The organism is Enterobacter cloacae complex sp. 2024EL-00214, from assembly GCF_043945575.1.
In the GTDB taxonomy this organism is placed as follows: Bacteria; Pseudomonadota; Gammaproteobacteria; order Enterobacterales; family Enterobacteriaceae; genus Enterobacter; species Enterobacter cloacae_P.
Genome location: NZ_JBIMRC010000019.1, coordinates 17,030 through 37,051 on the forward strand (window position 1 = coordinate 17,030; position 20,022 = coordinate 37,051).

The window sequence follows — 20,022 nt, forward strand, 5'->3', positions numbered from 1 at the left end:
GCTTGTTGACACTTTATTCACAATCCTGTCGCAGAGATAGCGCAATATATCGAAGTCTATGTTCGAATTTTTTGAATAAGGCACTGAAAGCGCCAATGTGGTACTCTATAGCAATCATTAAAATGAGATTTTACCCGGCAGAGCACTGCCCGTTAACGCTATGACAGAACAACAAAAATTAACCTTCCCGATGCTCCTGCAACAGCTTGATTCGTTGATGCTGCGCGACAAACAGCGGTTTGCCCGCCGTCTGCACGGGGTCAAGAAGGTTAAAAATCCTGATGCACAACAGGCCATTTACCAGGAGATGGCGAAAGAGATTGAACAGGCAGCAGGGAAGGTTGTGCTGCGCGAAGCCGCACGTCCGGATATCACCTACCCGGAAAACCTGCCTGTCAGCCAGAAAAAACAGGACATCCTTAACGCCGTGCGCGACCACCAGGTGGTGATTGTCGCGGGGGAAACGGGTTCCGGGAAAACCACCCAGTTGCCGAAAATTTGCATGGAGCTGGGGCGCGGTGTGAAAGGGCTGATTGGTCATACGCAGCCGCGTCGTCTGGCGGCGCGTACCGTGGCGAACCGTATTGCCGAAGAGCTGCAAACGGAGCCGGGCGGTTGCATTGGTTACAAGGTGCGATTCAGCGATCACGTTAGCGATAACACCATGGTCAAGCTGATGACCGACGGTATTCTGCTGGCCGAAATCCAGCAGGACAGGCTGCTGATGCAGTACGACACCATCATCATCGATGAAGCGCATGAACGCAGCCTGAATATCGATTTCCTGCTCGGCTACCTGAAAGAGCTGCTGCCACGTCGCCCGGATCTGAAAATCATCATTACTTCCGCGACCATCGACCCGGAACGTTTCTCGAAGCATTTCAACAATGCACCGATTATCGAAGTTTCTGGCCGTACTTTCCCGGTGGAAGTGCGTTATCGCCCGATTGTTGAAGAGGCGGATGATACCGAGCGCGACCAGTTGCAGGCTATTTTCGATGCCGTCGATGAGCTGGGGAACGAAAGCGCAGGCGATATCCTGATCTTTATGAGCGGCGAGCGTGAAATTCGCGATACCGCTGATGCGCTCAGCAAGCGCGACCTGCGCCATACAGAGATCCTGCCGTTGTACGCACGCCTGTCGAACAGTGAACAGAACCGTGTGTTCCAGGCGCACAGCGGGCGTCGCATCGTGCTGGCAACCAACGTGGCGGAAACCTCGCTGACCGTGCCAGGCATTAAATATGTCATCGACCCGGGTACGGCGCGTATCAGCCGCTACAGTTACCGCACCAAAGTTCAGCGTCTGCCGATTGAGCCGGTTTCACAGGCCTCTGCCAACCAGCGTAAAGGGCGCTGTGGCCGTGTATCGGAAGGGATTTGTATTCGCCTCTATTCCGAGGACGATTTCCTGTCGCGCCCGGAATTTACCGACCCGGAGATCCTGCGTACCAACCTGGCGTCCGTCATCCTGCAGATGACCGCGCTGGGGCTGGGTGATATCGCCGCGTTCCCGTTTGTGGAAGCACCGGATAAACGCAACATTCAGGACGGCGTGCGCCTTCTGGAAGAGTTAGGGGCCATCACCACTGACGAACAGGCAACGGCGTATAAACTGACCCCGCAGGGGCGTCAGCTCAGCCAGTTGCCGGTTGACCCGCGTCTGGCACGTATGGTGCTGGAAGCGCAGAAACACGGCTGTGTGCGCGAGGCGATGATCATCACTTCGGCGCTTTCCATTCAGGATCCGCGCGAGCGGCCGATGGATAAACAGCAAGCGTCTGATGAGAAACATCGTCGCTTCCACGATAAAGAATCCGATTTCCTCGCCTTTGTGAACCTGTGGAACTACCTCGGCGAGCAGCAGAAAGCGCTGTCGTCGAACCAGTTCCGCCGCCAGTGTCGTGTGGATTTCCTTAACTACCTGCGCGTGCGCGAGTGGCAGGATATCTACACTCAGCTGCGCCAGGTGGTGAAAGAACTGGGTATTCCGGTGAACAGCGAACCGGCTGAATACCGTGAAATACATATCGCGCTGTTGACCGGTCTGCTGTCCCATATCGGGATGAAAGATGCCGAAAAACAGGAGTTTACCGGCGCACGTAACGCCCGTTTCTCCATCTTCCCTGGCTCTGGTTTATTCAAAAAACCGCCGAAGTGGACCATGGTGGCCGAACTGGTGGAAACCAGCCGTCTGTGGGGGCGTATTGCTGCCCGTATCGATCCTGAATGGGTTGAGCCGGTTGCTCAGCATCTGCTGAAGCGCGCTTACAGTGAACCGCACTGGGAGCGGGCGCAGGGCGCGGTCATGGCGACCGAAAAAGTGACCGTTTATGGCCTGCCGGTAGTGGCGGCGCGTAAGGTTAACTACAGCCAGATTGACCCGGCGCTGTGCCGCGAGCTGTTTATTCGTCATGCGCTGGTTGAAGGCGACTGGCAGACGCGCCACGCGTTCTTCCGTGAAAACCTTAAGCTGCGTGCTGAAGTTGAAGAACTTGAACATAAATCCCGTCGCCGCGACATTCTGGTGGACGATGAAGCACTGTTCGAGTTTTACGACCAGCGCATCAGCCACGATGTGATTTCTGCCCGTCATTTCGACAACTGGTGGAAGAAAGTCAGCAAAGAGACGCCTGACCTGCTCAACTTTGAGAAGAGCATGTTGATCAAGGAAGGGGCGGAGTCGGTCAGCAAGCTCGATTACCCGAACTTCTGGCACCAGGGCAACCTCAAGCTGCGACTGACCTATCAGTTTGAACCGGGAACGGATGCCGATGGTGTAACGGTGCATATCCCGTTGCCGTTGTTAAACCAGGTGGAAGAGTGCGGGTTTGAGTGGCAGATCCCCGGCCTGCGCCGCGAGCTGGTGATTGCGTTGATTAAATCGCTGCCAAAACCGGTGCGCCGTAACTTTGTTCCTGCGCCGAACTATGCCGAAGCATTTTTAGGCCGCGTGACGCCGCTGGAGCTGCCGCTGCTGGATTCTCTTGAACGTGAATTCAGGCGCATGACCGGCACCACTATCGATCGCGATGACTGGAACTGGGATCAGGTGCCCGATCACCTGAAAATCAGTTTCCGCGTGGTGGACGATAAAAACAAAAAACTGCAGGAAGGCCGTTCGCTAACCGAACTGAAAGATGCCCTGAAAGGCAAAGTTCAGGAAACACTCTCTGCCGTCGCGGATGACGGTATCGAGCAGAGCGGGTTGCACATCTGGAGTTTTGGTCAACTGCCGGAAAGCTACGAGCAGAAACGCGGCAACTATAAAGTGAAGGCCTGGCCAGCACTGGTGGATGAGCGTGACAGCGTGGCGATCAAGCTGTTCGATAATCCACAGGAACAACAGCAGATGATGTGGCGCGGACTGCGTCGTTTGCTGCTGCTCAACATCCCGTCGCCGATCAAGTATTTGCACGAGAAGTTACCGAACAAAGCCAAACTGGGTCTGTACTTTAACCCGTACGGCAAGGTGCTGGATCTTATCGACGACTGTATCTCCTGCGGCGTGGATAAGCTGATTAACGAGGCGGGTGGCCCGGTCTGGTCGGAAGAGGCGTTTGTCACGCTGCACGATAAGGTGCGGGCAGAGCTGAACGACACCGTCGTGGAAATTGCTAAACAGGTCGAGCAGATCCTGACAACCGTGTTCAACATCAACAAACGCCTGAAAGGGCGCGTGGATATGACGATGGCGCTTGGGCTATCGGATGTGAAAGCTCAGATGGCGGGGCTGGTTTACCGTGGGTTTGTTACCGGCAATGGCTTTAAACGTCTGGGTGACACCCTGCGTTACCTGCAGGCGATAGAAAAACGTCTGGAGAAAATGGCCATCGACCCACATCGTGACCGCGCGCAGATGCTGAAAGTGGAGAGCGTTCAGCAGACGTGGCAGCAGTGGCTGAACAAGTTACCTCCGGCGCGCCGCGAAGATGAAGACGTGCAGGCGATCCGCTGGATGATTGAAGAGCTGCGCGTCAGCTTCTTCGCTCAGCAGCTGGGAACGCCATATCCGATTTCGGATAAACGTATTTTGCAGGCAATGGAGCAGGTTTCAGCGTAGCAGTTACCCGGGAATCCCTCTCCCGGTGGGATGAGGGTTCCCCCGTAAAGTAATCGGGCAGTGCACAATTCCCTCACCCCTCTGGGGCGAGGGGAACCCTCCGGCACACATGTTCATCCGTTCACTATTGCCAGCGTAAAGCCATCCCACCCCTTCAGACCGACCGTTTGCAGCGCTGTGGCAGTAAGACGTGGATTATCTCCCGTCATCTCAATAAACCGCCGTACGCCCTGTACGCGTGCGTCATCACTTTGGCCGTTAATGACTTCGCCGTCGCGCACGACGTTATCACCGATAATCAACGTGCCCGGACGCGAGTAGTACAGTGCCCACTCAAGGTAGCCGGGATTGTTTGGTTTATCGGCATCAATAAAAATCAGGTCAAACGGGGGAATATCGCCAAATTGTTCGAGGGATTTGAGCGCCGGACCTTCTGTCAGTTCAATGCGCTCATTAAGCCCCGCCAGCTGGATATTCGTGCGTGCCACCTCAGCATGTACCGGGTCAGCTTCGAGTGTCATCAGCTTCCCGTCAGCCGGCAGGGCGCGAGCCATCCAGATGGCGCTGTAAGCACCCAGCGTGCCAATCTCCAGAATGCGTCTTGCCTGTGTCATACGGACAAAGAGGGCCAGAAGCTGCCCCTGATTAGCGGCAACGTCGTGCTCAGGTAAACCGGCACGTTTGTTGTTTTCGAGAACCTGCTGGAGAACCTCATCCTGAGGAATGAGCGAAGAAATCATGTAATTATCGACTGCAGACCATTGTTGTTGCACAGATTGACTCCTTAGTTTCAGGCTTGTCTTAAAGCGTTTCCTGGCCTACTACCTGGTGTCCGATGATTCAGCGTCTGACGTAAAACAGAGTTCAAATGAATATGATTCATTCATGTTAATCATATGTGAATGGAAAAGTTAATGAAAAACGAGCGCTGACAGGGTCACGATGAAATAATCAGCAATCGGTGCTTTTTCACTGGAGGTGAGCGGCGTAATGTTTTGTATGATGGTTAATCGAAAGCATAAAATGCAGGTTAGCCCGGCTGTTTTTGATTATTCCAGAAAGATGGCAATCTGCCGGGGTGACGGGGATGTCGGCTTTCGGAGATATCTCCTGTTCAGCCACGATGTGCGCAGTACTCTGACCCAAACACTGTAAGGATATCACTATGACACGGGCACGTTTCCCTTGTTTACCCGACGCCACACGCCATGCCATTAACATTGTGGGAGAGTGGCTGGCGCAGGACGATCTGCAGAACGATCAGTCCGTTGATCTTGTCATTCTGGCGGGAAATGCGGTTATTCCGACTATCGACGCGGCCTGTCGCGTGGCGGCAGAGCAGGGTGTTCCGCTGCTTATCAGTGGTGGTATCGGCCACTCCACCTCTTTTTTGTATGCCGCGATTGCGCGCCATCCCCGCTATAACACGCTTCCCACCGCTGGGCGCGCTGAAGCCGCCATTCTGGCGGATATCGCGCGTGAGTTCTGGAATATCCCTGCGGAACGGATTCTGGTGGAAGATCAGTCAACCAACTGTGGTGAGAACGCCCGCTTTAGCCGGGAGATGATAAAACGCCTCCGTCTGGCCGCTGAACGCGTGCTGGTGGTTCAGGACCCTACCATGCAGCGACGCACCATGGCGACCTTTGCACGTGTGTGTCGGGACGAGCCTGTATCACCGATGTGGGTAAGCCATCCCGGCGTAACGCCGGTGTTGCAAAATAGCGATGATGGTCTGGTCTTGCGGGGCGGGAATGAAGGCCTTTGGCCTGTTGAACGTTATTTGTCGCTGGTGCTGGGTGAGCTCCCGCGCCTGCATGACGACATTAACGGCTACGGCCCGGCAGGGCGAGATTTTATCGCCCATGTTGAATTTCCTTCAGACGTCGACGTCGCGTGGCGTACCTTGCGCGAGGACGCGATCCTGACCGATGCCCTCGCCAGCCGTTCACTGCTCTGAAGATTCCCCTCTCAGCAGAGAGGGGATGTTGAGTTACAGCGCGGCATACTTATCCAGCGTACGCACCAGCTGTGTGACAAACCCGTATTCGTTGTCGTACCAGGCGACGGTTTTGACCAGTTGCACGTCACCCGCATCTGTCACTTCTGTCTGGGTGGCATCAAATACTGACCCAAAGTGAGAGCCGATCACATCGGAAGAGACAATCTCTTCATCGGTATAACCGAATGATTCATTGTTTTCCGTGGCCCGTTTCAGCGCCTGATGAATCTCCTCGACAGTGACCTTTTTGTTCAGGACAGAAACCAGCTCAGTCACGGAACCGGTCTTGACCGGGACGCGCTGCGCATGACCTTTCAGTTTGCCGCTGAGGGCCGGGATCACCAGACCAATGGCCTTTGCAGCCCCGGTGGTGTGCGGGATGATATTTTCCGCCGCCGCGCGCGAGGCGCGAAGATCTTTCCCGCGCGGGCCATCCACCAGCGCCTGAGTACCGGTATAGGCGTGAATGGTGGTCATGGTACCCACGTTGATACCAAATGCGTCGTTCAGGGCTTTCGCCAGCGGAGCCAGGCAGTTGGTGGTACAGGAGGCGACGGAAATGATCGTATCGCGACTATCGATGGTGTCGTCGTTGACGTTGAACACAATGGTTTTCATCTCACCTGCGGGGGCCGAGATCAGCACTTTTCTGGCTCCTGCATCCAGATGGGCTCTGGATTTCTCTTCCGAAGTATAAAAACCGGTGCATTCCACGACGATATCGACCCCAGCCGCTTTCCACGGAATATGTTTAGCCTCTTTTTCGGCGTAAACCGCGATCGATTTGCCATCGACAATCAGCGAATCTTCGGTGAAATCAACGCTCCACGGAAAGCCGCCGTAGTTAGAATCATGTCTGAGCAGATAGGCCAGAACTTTGGGGGAGGTAAGATCGTTAATGGCAACGACGGTGTTGCTGTCCTGGGTTTCAAGAAGGCGACGAAGTACAAGGCGTCCAATGCGTCCAAATCCGTTAATACCAATTTTACTCATGGTTTACTCCTGGTGAACGTGTCGGTGCGACAGTGTGAACTCATCCAGGCTTAGACCATGACGGGCATGGCGGCAATTGAAGATGCTTCATCCCTGGGGAAGTATTTGAAAAACCATGCAGAAAAGTTAATGAATTTTTAGGGAAAGCTGGTTATGTTGGCGCTGTATTTGTTCTTTATCAGGAAATGACATGCGCACTAAATATACAAGCCTGCAAATAAGCATTCACTGGCTGGTGTTTCTGTTAATTATCGTGGCCTACTGTGCAATGGAGTTCAGAGGCTTTTTCCCCCGTACCGCCCGTCCCCTGATTAATATGATCCACGCCTCGTGCGGTATCGCGATTCTGGTGCTGATGGTGACGCGCCTGCTGGTTCGCCTCAAATTCCGCTCACCGCCGATCCAGCCGAAGCCTAAAGCGATGGTGACAGGGTTATCCCATCTGGGGCATCTGGTTGTTTATCTGCTGTTTATCGCCTTACCGTTGGTGGGTATTATGATGATGTATAACCGTGGTAATGACTGGTTTGCCTTTGGCATGGTGATGCCGTACGCGGCGGAATCGAATTTTGACCTGGTGGACGTTCTGAAAGAGTGGCACGTGACGCTGGCCAATCTGGGGTATTTTATCATTGGCCTGCACGCACTGGCGGCGCTGATGCATCACTACTTCTGGAAAGACAACACGCTTCTGCGCATGATGCCGAAAAAAAGCCAGACCCCATGATTTTTATGCCCTGCGGTGAACTGCAGGGCATCCTTCACGTCTGATTATTGCAGATGGGCGCGTTCTTCTGGCGTCAATTCCAGCGACTGGGTTGACCCTGTCTCTGATGATTTCACTGCCGCCTCCAGCACTGCCATGACCGCTAATGCCTCAACAGGATGAACCGGGTTATCGATCTTACCTGTCAGCGCATCGCGTACATTGATGTAATACTGGCGCTGGTCGCCTTTCGGGGTTTTAACCGCCTGCGCGTCGCCGCTGGCACCAAACAGCAGCATATCGTCGCTGTCTTCCCCCCAGCTTTCGCTACCTGGAATAACGCCAGCCAGCAGTTGCGCCTCCTGTTGGTCAATTCTGGCTTTTACCACGCTGCCTTTATCCCCGTGGACGGTAAAACGGGATGTCCCGCCCGCAACCAGCATGCTGCAATGCAGAATGACCTTGTGCTCCGGGTAATTTAATACAACGTGTGCCCAGTCATTAATTTCTGCGCCGTCGCGCAGTGTCGCAATATTGCCCTGAACGGACTGAGGCAGGCCAAAGAGCTGCAGCGTCTGGTCGATCAGGTGCGGCCCCAGGTCAAACCACAAACCACTCCCCGGGACGTTTTGCTCTCTCCAGCGCACGCGAACTTCCGGGCGGAAACGATCGATATGTGACTCAAGGTGTTTAATCTTACCGAGACTGCCTTGTTCAATAACCTGCTTAATACCGAGGAAATCGCTGTCCCAGCGGCGGTTGTGGAAGACGGAGAGCAGCAGCTGCTTTTCATCAGCCAGGGCAATCAGGTCGCGTGCTTCCTGCATATCAAGGGTGAATGGTTTATCCACCACCACATGTTTGCCTGAGTTGAGGGCAAGCGTCGCCAGCGGCGCATGAGTTGCGTTAGGGGAGGCTATTACCACCAGGTCAACATCCGGATGCTGGATTGCCTCTTCGGGGGACGCCACAACGGTCACATCCGGGATATCACGTTTGACCTTTTCTTCATCGCGAGATGAAACCACCGCCAGCTTAAGTCCTTCAACCGACTGGATCAGCGGAGCATGGAAGGTTTTACCCACAAATCCATACCCGATCAGTGCAATGTTAATTGTCTTCATTTTATTCATGACCTTCTCCACATTATTACGCGTCTGCAAGGGTGATTTGCAATGCGTCAGTATCCCCGGCTTCAGCCCAGGGACGGTCTAAAAACAGTTGATGAATGTCGGATAACCCGCAAACCAGATGCGGTTCACAGTGGTTTAATTTCAAATGGTCGGCGACGATCCAGTGTTCATGGCTTGCCGCCAGCATGGCTCGTTTGACTTCCGCATCGGCTTCTGTGCTGGCGCTCAGGCCGAGCCGGGCGTGAATGGCGCACGCGCCGAGGATAGCAATGTCCGCCCGGTAGCGGGACAGCAGGGATAGCGTGGCACTTCCGGCAAACAGGCGCTGCTTCTGATCCCATTTTCCGCCGAGCAGGATCAGCCCGATATCTTCCCGGTCGCTAAAATGCTGCGCGATATCCAGCGAGGGGGTGATCACCGTCAATGGCCCCTTAAGAAAACGCGCAACCGCCATCACCGTGCTGCCGGCATCCAGAAACAGCGTCGACCCGGCAGGGACGCTTTCCGCCACCCGTTTTCCCAGACGTTGCTTGGTTTCAGGCAGCAGCGTATTTCTGCCCTGGCGATCCATTGCCGGGAGATTAAGCGCGATAGCCCCGCCGTGGTTCTTCTGTGCCAGACCCTGTTTTTCGAGGTCGGTCAAATCACGGCGGATAGTATCAGCAGAAACCTGCAGCTTTTCTGCAAGCTCAGTAATACTGGCTTGGCCCTGTTCACTCAGAATATCAATGACATATTTTTGCCTGGCGGTTTTGTGCATGTTTCTTTTAATCCTGCAAAATGTCGCAATAAATCGCATATTACAGCATTTTGCGGGAAAGGGAATATCAGATGCAATGGACGGTTTACATAAACAAATAACTCAAATACCATACCCCCCTATAGTATCTTAAGGAGAGCCGTATGCCGCATTCACCCGAAGATAAAAAGCGTATTCTGACCCGCGTTCGCCGCATTCGGGGGCAGGTCGATGCGCTTGAGCGCGCGCTGGAATCAGGCGATCCCTGTCTGGCTATCCTGCAGCAAATTGCCGCCGTGCGCGGTGCTGCCAATGGCCTGATGGGCGAGATGGTCGAAATTCACCTCAAAGATGAGCTGGTGACGGGGGAGACAACCCCGGATCAGCGGGCAGTTCGGATGGCAGAAGTCGGCCATTTACTGCGCTCTTATCTAAAATAAACCCACAGACCTCACAACAAGGGAAGAGACACTATGAAATCTCGCGCAGCTGTCGCGTTCGGCCCAGGCCAGCCGCTGAAAATCGTTGAAATTGATGTCGCACCGCCGAAAAAAGGCGAAGTGCTGATCAAAATTACCCATACCGGCGTGTGTCATACCGATGCATTCACCCTGTCAGGGGATGATCCTGAAGGCGTATTCCCGGCAGTGCTCGGCCATGAAGGTGGTGGGATCGTGGTGGAAGTGGGCGAGGGTGTGACCAGCCTGAAGCCAGGCGATCACGTCATTCCGCTGTACACTGCGGAATGTGGCGAGTGTAAGTTCTGTAAATCCGGTAAAACCAACCTCTGCCAGGCCGTGCGTGCGACGCAGGGGAAAGGGCTGATGCCGGACGGTACCACCCGTTTCTCTTACAACGGTGAGCCGGTTTATCACTACATGGGGACCAGTACCTTCAGTGAGTACACCGTCTGCGCGGAGATCTCGCTGGCAAAAGTGAACCCGCAGGCTCCGCTGGACAAAGTCTGTCTGTTGGGTTGCGGTGTGACCACCGGGATCGGCGCGGTGCATAACACGGCGAAAGTCAAAGAGGGAGACACCGTTGCGGTGTTCGGTCTCGGTGGCATTGGTCTGGCGGTTATCCAGGGAGCGGTACAGGCAAAAGCCGGTCGTATCATTGCGGTTGATACCAATCCGGAGAAATTCCGGCTGGCGGGTGAAATGGGGGCGACCGATTTCGTGAACCCGAAAGATGACGAAAAACCGGTTCAGGACGTCATTGTTGAACTGACTGACGGTGGTGTCGATTTCAGCTTTGAATGCATTGGTAACGTTGACGTGATGCGTTCTGCCCTCGAATGTTGCCATAAAGGCTGGGGTGAGAGCGTTATCATTGGCGTGGCAGGTGCAGGTCAGGAGATCAAAACGCGTCCGTTCCAGCTGGTGACGGGGCGTGTATGGCGTGGTTCGGCATTCGGTGGCGTGAAAGGTCGCACCCAACTGCCGGGCATGGTTGAAGATGCGATGGCCGGGAAAATTCAGCTCGATCCGTTCATCACCCATCGCCTGCCGCTGGAACAGATCAATGAAGCATTCGATCTGATGCACGAAGGAAAGTCCATTCGTACCGTCATCCATTTCGGCGACAACTAATTATTCTGCCAGCGGTTTTTGCCGCTGGCCTTTCTTTAATAATCTTCTCTAAAGTGTGACCTGTCTTGCGCTTTTCGCCATAATCAAATTTCCTGCCGTGCCGATGACTATTTTACAGGCGTGTTTATACGCATCTTACCTACAAGAGAGTCGACGGTCATGGACAACACAACTTCGATGCAGGCGCAGCAAAAGCTGAGCTTCTTGCATCACATCAGGCTGGTTCCGCTGTTTTCCTCCATTCTCGGTGGCATCATTCTTCTGTTTGCCTTGAGCTCAGGCCTGGCGGGCTATTTCCTGTTGAAAGCGGATACCGATCAGCAGGATGTCACATCAGAAATTCAGGTTCGTCTGGGTTTATCAAACAGCTCTAACCACCTGCGAACCGCGCGTATCAACATGATCCATGCAGGTGCGGCAAGCCGTATCGCTGAAATGGAGGCGATGAAGCAAAACATCAGTGAAGCAGAAACGCGTATTAAGCAGTCGCAGGAGGGATTTAACGCGTACATGAATCGCGCTGTGCGCACACCTGCCGACGAAGCGCTGGATGCTGACATAAAAGCGCATTATGACGCGTATATCGCCGGTCTTCAGCCGATGCTCAAATTTGCCAAAAACGGCATGTTTGAAGCCATCATTAACCACGAAAATGACATTGCGCGTCCGCTGGATGACGCCTATAACGACGTGTTGTTGAAGGCGATTAAAATCCGTACCGATCGTGCCAACGCATTGACAGCAGAGGCACATACCCGAACACAACTGGGGCTGATGTTTATGATCGGTGCGTTCGGGCTGGCACTGGTGCTGACGGTCATGACCTTCATCGTACTGCGCCGCACGGTGATCAACCCGCTGCAACGTGCTGCAACGCGCATTGAGAATATCGCTAAAGGCGATCTGACCATGTCGGAGGATGTGGCAGGGCGTAGCGAAATCGGGCGTCTGACGCGCGATCTGCAAATCATGCAGCGCTCTCTGGTGACCACGGTAGGCACCGTGCGTCAGGGAGCGGAAGAGATCTACCGCGGCACCAGCGAGATTTCTGCCGGTAACACCGACCTCTCTTCACGCACCGAGCAGCAGGCCGCCGCCATTGAACAGACGGCAGCCAGCATGGAACAGCTGACGGCAACCGTGAAGCAAAACGCCGATAACGCACATCATGCAAGCAAGCTGGCGGAAGATGCCTCTGGCAAAGCCAGCCGCGGTGGTCAGATGGTTTCCGGCGTGGTGAAAACAATGGGTAACATTTCCACCAGTTCGAAGAAAATCTCTGAAATTACCGCAGTCATTAACAGCATTGCGTTCCAGACTAATATCCTGGCACTCAACGCCGCGGTAGAAGCCGCACGAGCGGGTGAGCAAGGCCGTGGTTTTGCGGTGGTGGCGAGTGAGGTGCGTACTCTGGCAAGTCGCAGTGCGAATGCAGCAAAAGAGATTGAAAGTCTGATCAACGAATCCGTGTCACTGATTGACCAGGGTTCCGGCGAGGTGGTGGCTGCGGGCAACACCATGAATGAAATTGTCGAGGCGGTTAAACGCGTCACCGATATTATGCTGGAGATTGCCGCTGCGTCTGACGAACAGAGCCGGGGTATTGTGCAGGTGAGCCAGGCGATTTCGGAGATGGATAAAGTCACCCAGCAGAACGCCTCGCTGGTGGAAGAAGCCTCTGCAGCCGCGGCATCGCTCGAAGAGCAGGGTGCGCGTCTGACTGAGGCCGTCGGAGCGTTTCGGTTGAGTGGTAAAACACAGGGGCGTGGACAACCTCAGACCTCTGTGGCCGTAAAACCTGCGGCGTTACGTCCAACGGTCGCGGATAACGGGGATAACTGGGAAACGTTCTGAGTTCGCTACCCGGAAAAAAAGGGTCATATGATCTAATGCTTGTCAGTTAAGCATGGTGGATAATTCCGTTCACCTTAATATCCGCAGAAAATAATACGCTCACAACCTGTGAACGGGACAAGGGGGCCACCGCGGCCCCCTTGCCAATCCCCGCGGCCCCGCAGAGAAATCGGTGCTTCGCACTGCGCTCACCTCCCGACCGGCTGCCTGCGGTCGGCTCGACTCAACATCCTGTCTCGTTTCGCCTCTGGCCGCCATCCCTGGCGTCCAGCCCTTGTCATCCGGTCTCCGGTTCGCCGATTTCAGCGGGGACTCAACACCCGTGCCACATTCAGGCGATGAAGAAGGTTGAGGGAGCGTGAGTCCGGCTGAAAATCGCCGAAGCGTTTCCTGGAGGCCGGGGCGAGGCGCAGGGATGCGCCGAGAGGGCATTGCCTGCAGGGATGCAGGCTAATGCCCGACCCGAAGCCGGAAGGAATAAGCTGAGGGTACCGCGAAGCGGCGATTTTCTTTGCCGGGAGACGGGATTGTTAAGGGGGCGCGATAGCCCCCTTAACACGTTCACCGCAGCGGATTATGCAGGTAGCAGAATGTCTGAGTGAACGGAACGATACCACTGAAATAACAAAGTACTCTGGTGTCGCTTAACTGACTGGTATTAGATCATCTGATCCCTTTTTTTATGCCGTCCGCTTAACAGGGGCCATCAGGCTGGCATTGATTTTCGGATCGCGCTGAGCAGCGTTTGTGCGCCTGATGAGAGTGGGGCATCTACCCGGGTGAGGATCCCAATAGGTTCACCCGCCCCCGGCGATGTGACCGGCAGTGCTGTTAGTGTACCCCGGCGTAAATCGTCTTTTACCGCGCCGGAAGGCACGAACCAGACGTAATCAAAATCTACGGTGAGCTGGCGTGAAAGAGAGGCCGACAGCGTTTCAATACAACCTGAAGGTAGCTTGCAGCCCTGCATCTCTAATAACGCCTCGGCGTTCTGGCGCGGAACTGTACCTTTTGGTGACACCACTACAGGCCACTCCATGACGCGGCTTAAGGTGACGGTGTCCTGCAGCAACGGGTGGTTGGGACGCACGACCAGCTTCAGTGATTCCAGGAACAGCAGTTCGTAATTAAGCCCCCCCATCAGTTCAGGATCGGACATGCGCCCAATGCCGAGATCCAGCTCGCCGGATTTCAGCCCCGCGAGCAGCATGGTGTTATTCATGGTCGCGACCTGGATCGTCGTATGCTTTTGCTGCTTGTGGAACTGACCAATAACGGCAGGCAAAATCCCCAGCGCAGCCGTAGGCAGAGCGCCAACGCGCACAATCTCGCTGGTGTGCTCCTCTTTACGGTTCAACGCCTGACCTGCGGTGTTGAGAGCATCCAGAACCTTGACGGCGTGCGTCAGGAATTGTTCCCCCACAAGCGTAAGTTGTGCGCCCAGGCGACCACGATCGAAAAGCCGGGTTCCGGTGAGTTGTTCCAGCTCGTTTAGCGTTTTTGAGAGGGCGGGCTGGCTAAGGTTAAGAGTTTCAGCCGCTCGCCCCAGCGTTCCCTGTTGAGCGACGGCCACAAATGTATGCAAATGGCGCAAGCGTATGCGCTGACTGAACAGACCATTTTTTTCCATAGGCGATGTTAAAAACAGAGCGGTGCGGGTGACAAGTTAAGTTGTTTAATTTTGATAACCTGATAGCAAAATATTTTTAACATTTGATCTGTTTGAGTTACAAGCTGTTTTTCGCGCCGCGCAATTTTCCCTCATGAGCCAGGGTTCTGAGTTTGTTCCGGAAAGAGCAGGCTTTAACCACTCGCCTGTCCAGATCACAAATCGTAAATTCTTCCCGCCAGAAAGAACGGGCTTCTCTACACTCCAGGTAATATTCACTGGAGGCATGACATCATGGCGAACACCATCACGGCTGATGATATTCGGGAACACTTTTCGCAGGCTATGTCGGCGATGTACCAGCAGGAAGTTCCGCAGTACGGCACATTGCTTGAACTGGTTGCGGACGTAAACCTGGCGGTTCTGGAAAATAACCCGCTCTTACATGAACAACTGGCGAACTCAGATGAACTGGCGCGTCTGAATGTTGAGCGCCACGGTGCGATCCGTGTCGGTACTGCGCTTGAACTTTCAACATTACGTCGCATGTTTGCCATTATGGGCATGTACCCGGTCAGCTATTACGACCTCTCCCAGGCAGGGGTTCCCGTCCACTCGACGGCGTTCCGGCCGGTGGAGGATGCAGCACTTTGCCGTAATCCATTTCGTATTTTCACATCGCTGCTACGTCTTGAGTTGATTGAAAATGTCGCCCTGCGCGAACGGGCGGCGGAGATCCTCTCACGGCGAAACATCTTCACGCCACGCTGTCTGGAACTTATTGAACTGCATGAATCAACCGGGCAGTTCACCGACGCACAGGCGCGTGAGTTTGTTCAGGAAGCACTGGAAACCTTCCGCTGGCACCGCCATGCGACGGTCGATCAGGAAACCTACCTGGCACTGCATAATGAACACCGCCTGATTGCCGACGTGGTCTGTTTCCCCGGTTGCCACATCAACCATCTCACACCGCGCACGCTGGATATCGACCGGGTGCAGGAGCTGATGCCGAAGTACGGTATTGAGCCAAAAATTTTGATTGAAGGGCCGCCGCGTCGAGAGGTGCCAGTTTTGCTACGTCAGACCAGCTTTAAAGCGCTGGAGGAACCGGTGTTCTTTGCCGGGGAACATAAAGGCACCCATACCGCCCGGTTTGGTGAAATTGAGCAGCGCGGCGTCGCACTCACGCCGAAAGGCCGCGAACTGTACGATAGTTTGCTCGGGCAGGCCGGGACGGGCAAAGACAACCTGACGCACCAGCTGCATTTGCAGGATATCTTTAGCGCTTTCCCGGACAGCGAAATGTTAATGCGCCGTCAGGAGCTGGCGTATTTCCGCTATCGCCTGACACCCGCAGGGGAAGCGCATCGCCATGCGTTTCGTCCGGGCGACGATCCGCAGCCACTGATTGAGCGCGGGTGGGTGGTCGCACAGCCGATCACCTACGAAGATTTTCTGCCGGTCAGTGCAGCAGGGATTTTTCAGTCGAACCTCGGTAATGAAACTCAGGCGCGAAGCCATGGTAATGCCAGCCGCGAGGCTTTTGAAGCGGCGCTGGGAAGCCCGGTCTATGACGAGTTTACCCTTTACCAGGAGGCGGAAACACGCAGCAAACAGCGTTGCGGTTTACTCTGAAATCGTTACTCTGCTGGGGTGTGATGGAAAAAGAAGGTGGTTATGAAAAATTCCTCCGCCCCCGTGGCTGAAACGCTGCAGGGCGCTCTGACGGGTTTTACCGATGACAATGTTCACGTCTGGTGCGGCATACCCTATGCTGCACCGCCTGTTGGTCAGTGGCGCTGGCGTTCCCCGCAACCGCCCGAACGCTGGGACGGTGTGCGGCAGGCGACGACGTTTTCTGCCTCAAGCTGGCAAAGCAGTGAGTATTGCCAGGAACTTGGCGGCGGCGATCCCGGTCAATTTTCTGAAGATTGTCTTTACCTCAACGTCTGGTCGCCGGCCACGCACCAGGCTCCGCTTCCGGTGATGGTCTGGCTGCACGGCGGTGGGTTTACCATCGGCGCGGGTGGGCTTCCACCGTATAACGGCAAAGCGCTGGCAGAACGTGGCGTGGTTGTCGTGACCCTCAATTACCGTCTCGGGCATCTCGGCTTTTTCGCCCATCCTGCGCTGGAGGGAGAAGAAGATCGCGTGGTGCATAATTTTGCGTTGCTCGACCAGATTGCGGCGCTGGACTGGGTGCGGGACAATATTGCCGCGTTTGGCGGCGATCCGAACAACATCACGCTGTTTGGCGAATCAGCCGGTGCGCGCAGTGTGTTGTCACTGCTGGCATCTCCTCTGGCGGAGGGGGCATTCCATAAAGCGATTGTGCAAAGCGGGTACACGTTACCGGACACGCCGCGCGAGCAGGCAATGCAAAAAGGGGAAGCGCTGGCCACACATTTTGGCCTTGAAAACGCCAGCGCGGAGCAGTTGCGCGCCATTCCGCCAGAGGCGTTCTGGTCTCTGACGGCTCCGCTGAACATTGCCCCTGCGCCGGTGGTGGGAGATTGTGTCCTGCCGGAAGCGATGCTCGATATGTTCTTTGCTGCCCGCCAGCATCCGGTTCCGGTCATGATTGGCTCTAACAGCGATGAGGCCAGCGTGATGGCGGTATTTGGCATCGATCTTGCCGGGCAAATTCAGAAGCTTCGCCGTGAACGACGTTTTGGCCTGGGGTTGATTAAGCTGCTCTATCCGGGTGTGAAGGGGGATGAGGAGCTGGGCAGGCAGGTGTGTCGTGATATGGCTTTCACCACGATGGGATATGTGGTGATGCAGGCTCAGCAACGCGTCGGCGCGCCGTGCTGGCGCTACTGGTTTGATTATGTGGCGGAAGCGGAACATGCGACTTATGTCAACGGTGCCTGGCACGGTAACGAAGTGCCTTATGTTTTTGACACGCTTGGACAGATAGAACCTTCCCGCCAGTATGTCAACGCCCGCGATCTACAGTTTTCTGCAAACGTAGCCGACTACTGGGTAAGCTTTGCACGTGACGCCCACAGTAGCCGTGATATCCTCCCGGGGCCGACGCACTGGCCCGCCTGCCGCAAAGGCCGCGATGTGTTGCTACGTATTGGCGTGAATAAACATGCAGGTTTCAGGCTTGAGAACCGCTTTATGCGCGCCCGCATGAGTCTCTTTAAGCGAGTGATGAAGCACCACGTCAGCCTCGACTGAGCAGGCAGGAACGAAACGCCGCCAGGCCATGTTCGGGGCCTGGCGATTCGCGTAACACCAGCCGATAGCTCGCACCGGTTTTAATGCTCGTCTCAAAAGGCCGCGCCAGCCTTCCGGCGCGGACATCCTCTTCCACCAGTGTCTCGTCGGCGATGGCAATGCCCAACCCCTGAATGGCGGCAGTAATGGCGAGATCCATCGTATCGAAGTGTTGATTTTTGTGCATGACAAATGTCGGATGCGTCTGTTTCGCCAGCCACAATGACCAGTCAGTCTTATCCCTTGTCGGGTGGAGAAACGTCAGTGACTCCAGCGCCGCCCCCGCCCGCAACGGGCTGAGTACCGGGGTTAAGGCCTCTTCAAACAGCAGATCGCCCGCACTCATGTGGGTGCCGAAAACAATGGCCGCGTCGTAGGATTCGGTTTTGAAATTGACGTTGTGATCGGTGGTCGTGGTTAAGGCGATTTGCAGATCAGGCTGCTCGCGCTCGACCTCCAGCAGACGGGGTACCAGCCAGCGCATGGCACAGGTAGGCGCTTTCAGACGGATCACGGTTTGCTGGGCACGGGCCTGCAGGGCCACGGTAAGCAGATGCTCAAAAGCGGATTGCAGCTCCGGAAGCAGGGCACTGCCTTGCGGGGAGAGGCGCAGACCGCGTGAATGACGCTCAAATAAGGGAAAACCAAACCACGCTTCAAGGGCGGCAATTTTGCGGCTCACGGCTCCCTGAGTCAGGCAAAGCTCTCTGGCAGCATGGGTGAGATTAAGGTGACGCGCGGTTTTCAAAAACGCGTCAACCGCATTGAGCGGGAATGAACGGCGCGACATAGAACACCTCAGTTATGCATTTTTCTCATGGCTATTATGACAACAATTCGATTGTCCCGACAACGCACTTATTGTTTGAATAGTTATGCAATATCCACGAGAAGGGACAGATGATGACTTTGAAAACCCCGGTGCAAGCCCGTTCCAAACTGCCTGACGTTGGTACCACCATTTTTACCGTTATCGGTCAGCTCTCTGCCCGGCATAACGCCATCAACCTTTCTCAGGGTGCGCCGAATTTTTCCTGCGACCCGAAACTGATAGCCGGCGTGACCCGTGCGATGGAAGCCGGGCATAACCAGTACGCGGCGATGACCGGCCTGCAGCCATTGAAGGAGCGTATCGCGGAAAAAATCGCCACCCTTTACGGCACACAGTATGACCCGGGCAGCGAGGTACTGGTCACGGCCAGCGCCAGTGAAGGGCTTTACTCGGCAATCAGCGGACTGGTGCATCCGGGTGATGAGGTGATTTACTTCGAGCCGTCATTTGACAGCTATGCGCCAATTGTGCGCCTGCAGGGGGCCACACCGGTTGCCATCAAGCTGACCGTGCCAGACTTTGCCGTTAACTGGGATGAAGTCCGGGCAGCAATCACCCCGCGAACGCGCATGATCATCATCAACACGCCGCATAACCCGAGTGGCCAGGTGTTTTCAGCGCATGACCTGCAACAGCTGGCGGCGGTGACCCGTAATACCAATATCATTATTTTGTCTGACGAAGTGTATGAACATGTGGTGTTTGACGGTGAACCGCACCACGGGATGGCCACGCACCCGCAACTGGCGGAGCGGAGCGTCATTATCTCATCTTTCGGAAAAACCTATCACGTCACTGGCTGGCGCGTAGGGTATTGTGTTGCGCCAGCGGTACTGATGGACGAAATCTGCAAGGTCCATCAATTTCTGATGTTTTCTGCCGATACCCCCATGCAGCACGCGTTTGCCGAACATATGACCGATCCGCAAACCTGGCTGTCGCTGGCGGCGTTTTATCAGCGTAAGCGCGACCTGCTGCAAAATTTGTTGAGTGATTCACCGTTCAGACTGCTGCCGAGTGCCGGTTCATTCTTCCTGCTGGCGGATTACAGCCATTTCAGCGAGGAGAGTGACAGCGACATGGTGAAACGGCTGATTACTGAATACGGTGTTGCCACGATCCCGCTGTCGGCGTTTTATGCTGACGGCACAGATAATAAATTGATCCGTCTCTCTTTTGCGAAAGATGAGGCGACGTTACGGGCAGGTGCCCAGGCCCTGTGTCGGGTTAAACCACGCTAAGTGCCTATCCCATTAGGCTCGAAGGAGTTG

The 20,022-nt window shown here is 55.0% G+C and carries 15 protein-coding genes; 9 read left to right on the forward strand and 6 right to left on the reverse strand.

Features of this window, described 5'->3' with window-relative positions:
- Positions 1-160: 160 nt before the first annotated feature.
- Positions 161-4,063 (forward strand): ATP-dependent RNA helicase HrpA, encoded by a 3,903-nt coding sequence (gene hrpA, locus ACHHZ6_RS18750; RefSeq protein WP_395122853.1) that lies wholly within the window; start codon positions 161-163, stop codon positions 4,061-4,063.
- A 113-nt stretch (positions 4,064-4,176) separates the two neighbouring features.
- On the opposite strand, the gene ACHHZ6_RS18755 is transcribed toward hrpA, so the two are convergent.
- Positions 4,177-4,803, reverse strand: coding sequence for an O-methyltransferase (locus tag ACHHZ6_RS18755; protein ID WP_182274509.1), 627 nt, complete (start codon positions 4,801-4,803; stop codon positions 4,177-4,179).
- Positions 4,804-5,228: 425 nt separating this feature from the next.
- Between ACHHZ6_RS18755 and ACHHZ6_RS18760 the strand changes: the two genes are divergently transcribed.
- Positions 5,229-6,023 carry a YdcF family protein gene (locus tag ACHHZ6_RS18760; RefSeq protein WP_395122854.1) on the forward strand — a complete coding sequence of 265 codons (795 nt, stop codon included), beginning with the start codon at positions 5,229-5,231 and terminating at the stop codon, positions 6,021-6,023.
- A 33-nt stretch (positions 6,024-6,056) separates the two neighbouring features.
- On the opposite strand, the gene gap is transcribed toward ACHHZ6_RS18760, so the two are convergent.
- On the reverse strand, positions 6,057-7,058 hold the full coding sequence (gap, locus tag ACHHZ6_RS18765) for a type I glyceraldehyde-3-phosphate dehydrogenase (RefSeq protein WP_395122855.1): 1,002 nt from the start codon (positions 7,056-7,058) through the stop codon (positions 6,057-6,059).
- A 190-nt stretch (positions 7,059-7,248) separates the two neighbouring features.
- Here gap and cybB point away from each other — a divergent pair, with 190 nt between their 5' ends.
- Positions 7,249-7,785: a cytochrome b561 gene (cybB, locus tag ACHHZ6_RS18770; RefSeq protein WP_182271363.1), complete on the forward strand. Its 537-nt coding sequence runs from the start codon at positions 7,249-7,251 to the stop codon at positions 7,783-7,785.
- 44 nt (positions 7,786-7,829) lie between these two features.
- On the opposite strand, the gene ACHHZ6_RS18775 is transcribed toward cybB, so the two are convergent.
- Positions 7,830-8,897 carry an oxidoreductase gene (locus ACHHZ6_RS18775; protein ID WP_182271364.1) on the reverse strand — a complete coding sequence of 356 codons (1,068 nt, stop codon included), beginning with the start codon at positions 8,895-8,897 and terminating at the stop codon, positions 7,830-7,832.
- Positions 8,898-8,913: 16 nt separating this feature from the next.
- Positions 8,914-9,657 carry a DeoR/GlpR family DNA-binding transcription regulator gene (locus tag ACHHZ6_RS18780; protein WP_182918452.1) on the reverse strand — a complete coding sequence of 248 codons (744 nt, stop codon included), beginning with the start codon at positions 9,655-9,657 and terminating at the stop codon, positions 8,914-8,916.
- A 143-nt stretch (positions 9,658-9,800) separates the two neighbouring features.
- On the opposite strand from ACHHZ6_RS18780, the gene ACHHZ6_RS18785 reads away from it, so the two are divergent.
- From ACHHZ6_RS18785 to ACHHZ6_RS18795, 3 genes are all read left to right on the forward strand, one after another.
- A complete protein-coding gene (locus ACHHZ6_RS18785) occupies positions 9,801-10,076 on the forward strand; it encodes a metal/formaldehyde-sensitive transcriptional repressor (RefSeq protein WP_003857256.1) in 276 nt (91 codons plus the stop codon).
- Between the two features lie 33 nt (positions 10,077-10,109).
- Positions 10,110-11,228, forward strand: a complete 1,119-nt coding sequence (locus ACHHZ6_RS18790) for an S-(hydroxymethyl)glutathione dehydrogenase/class III alcohol dehydrogenase (protein ID WP_182918451.1) — start codon at positions 10,110-10,112, stop codon at positions 11,226-11,228.
- Positions 11,229-11,387: 159 nt separating this feature from the next.
- Entirely contained in the window at positions 11,388-13,082 is a 1,695-nt protein-coding gene (locus ACHHZ6_RS18795) for a methyl-accepting chemotaxis protein (protein ID WP_182918450.1), read from the forward strand.
- Positions 13,083-13,788: 706 nt separating this feature from the next.
- On the opposite strand, the gene ACHHZ6_RS18800 is transcribed toward ACHHZ6_RS18795, so the two are convergent.
- Complete coding sequence (locus ACHHZ6_RS18800) at positions 13,789-14,712, reverse strand: LysR substrate-binding domain-containing protein (RefSeq protein ID WP_395122856.1); 924 nt, start codon at positions 14,710-14,712, stop codon at positions 13,789-13,791.
- Positions 14,713-14,985: 273 nt separating this feature from the next.
- Here ACHHZ6_RS18800 and ACHHZ6_RS18805 point away from each other — a divergent pair, with 273 nt between their 5' ends.
- Complete coding sequence (locus ACHHZ6_RS18805; protein WP_182919986.1) at positions 14,986-16,329, forward strand: VOC family protein; 1,344 nt, start codon at positions 14,986-14,988, stop codon at positions 16,327-16,329.
- A gap of 42 nt (positions 16,330-16,371) precedes the next feature.
- Entirely contained in the window at positions 16,372-17,880 is a 1,509-nt protein-coding gene (locus tag ACHHZ6_RS18810) for a carboxylesterase/lipase family protein (protein WP_395122857.1), read from the forward strand.
- Here ACHHZ6_RS18810 and ACHHZ6_RS18815 read toward each other — a convergent pair.
- Entirely contained in the window at positions 17,867-18,709 is an 843-nt protein-coding gene (locus ACHHZ6_RS18815) for a LysR family transcriptional regulator (RefSeq protein ID WP_182271371.1), read from the reverse strand. The genes ACHHZ6_RS18810 and ACHHZ6_RS18815 overlap by 14 nt on opposite strands.
- Before the next feature lie 113 nt (positions 18,710-18,822).
- On the opposite strand from ACHHZ6_RS18815, the gene ACHHZ6_RS18820 reads away from it, so the two are divergent.
- A complete protein-coding gene (locus ACHHZ6_RS18820; protein ID WP_395122882.1) occupies positions 18,823-19,992 on the forward strand; it encodes a pyridoxal phosphate-dependent aminotransferase in 1,170 nt (389 codons plus the stop codon).
- The last annotated feature ends 30 nt before the right edge of the window (positions 19,993-20,022 follow it).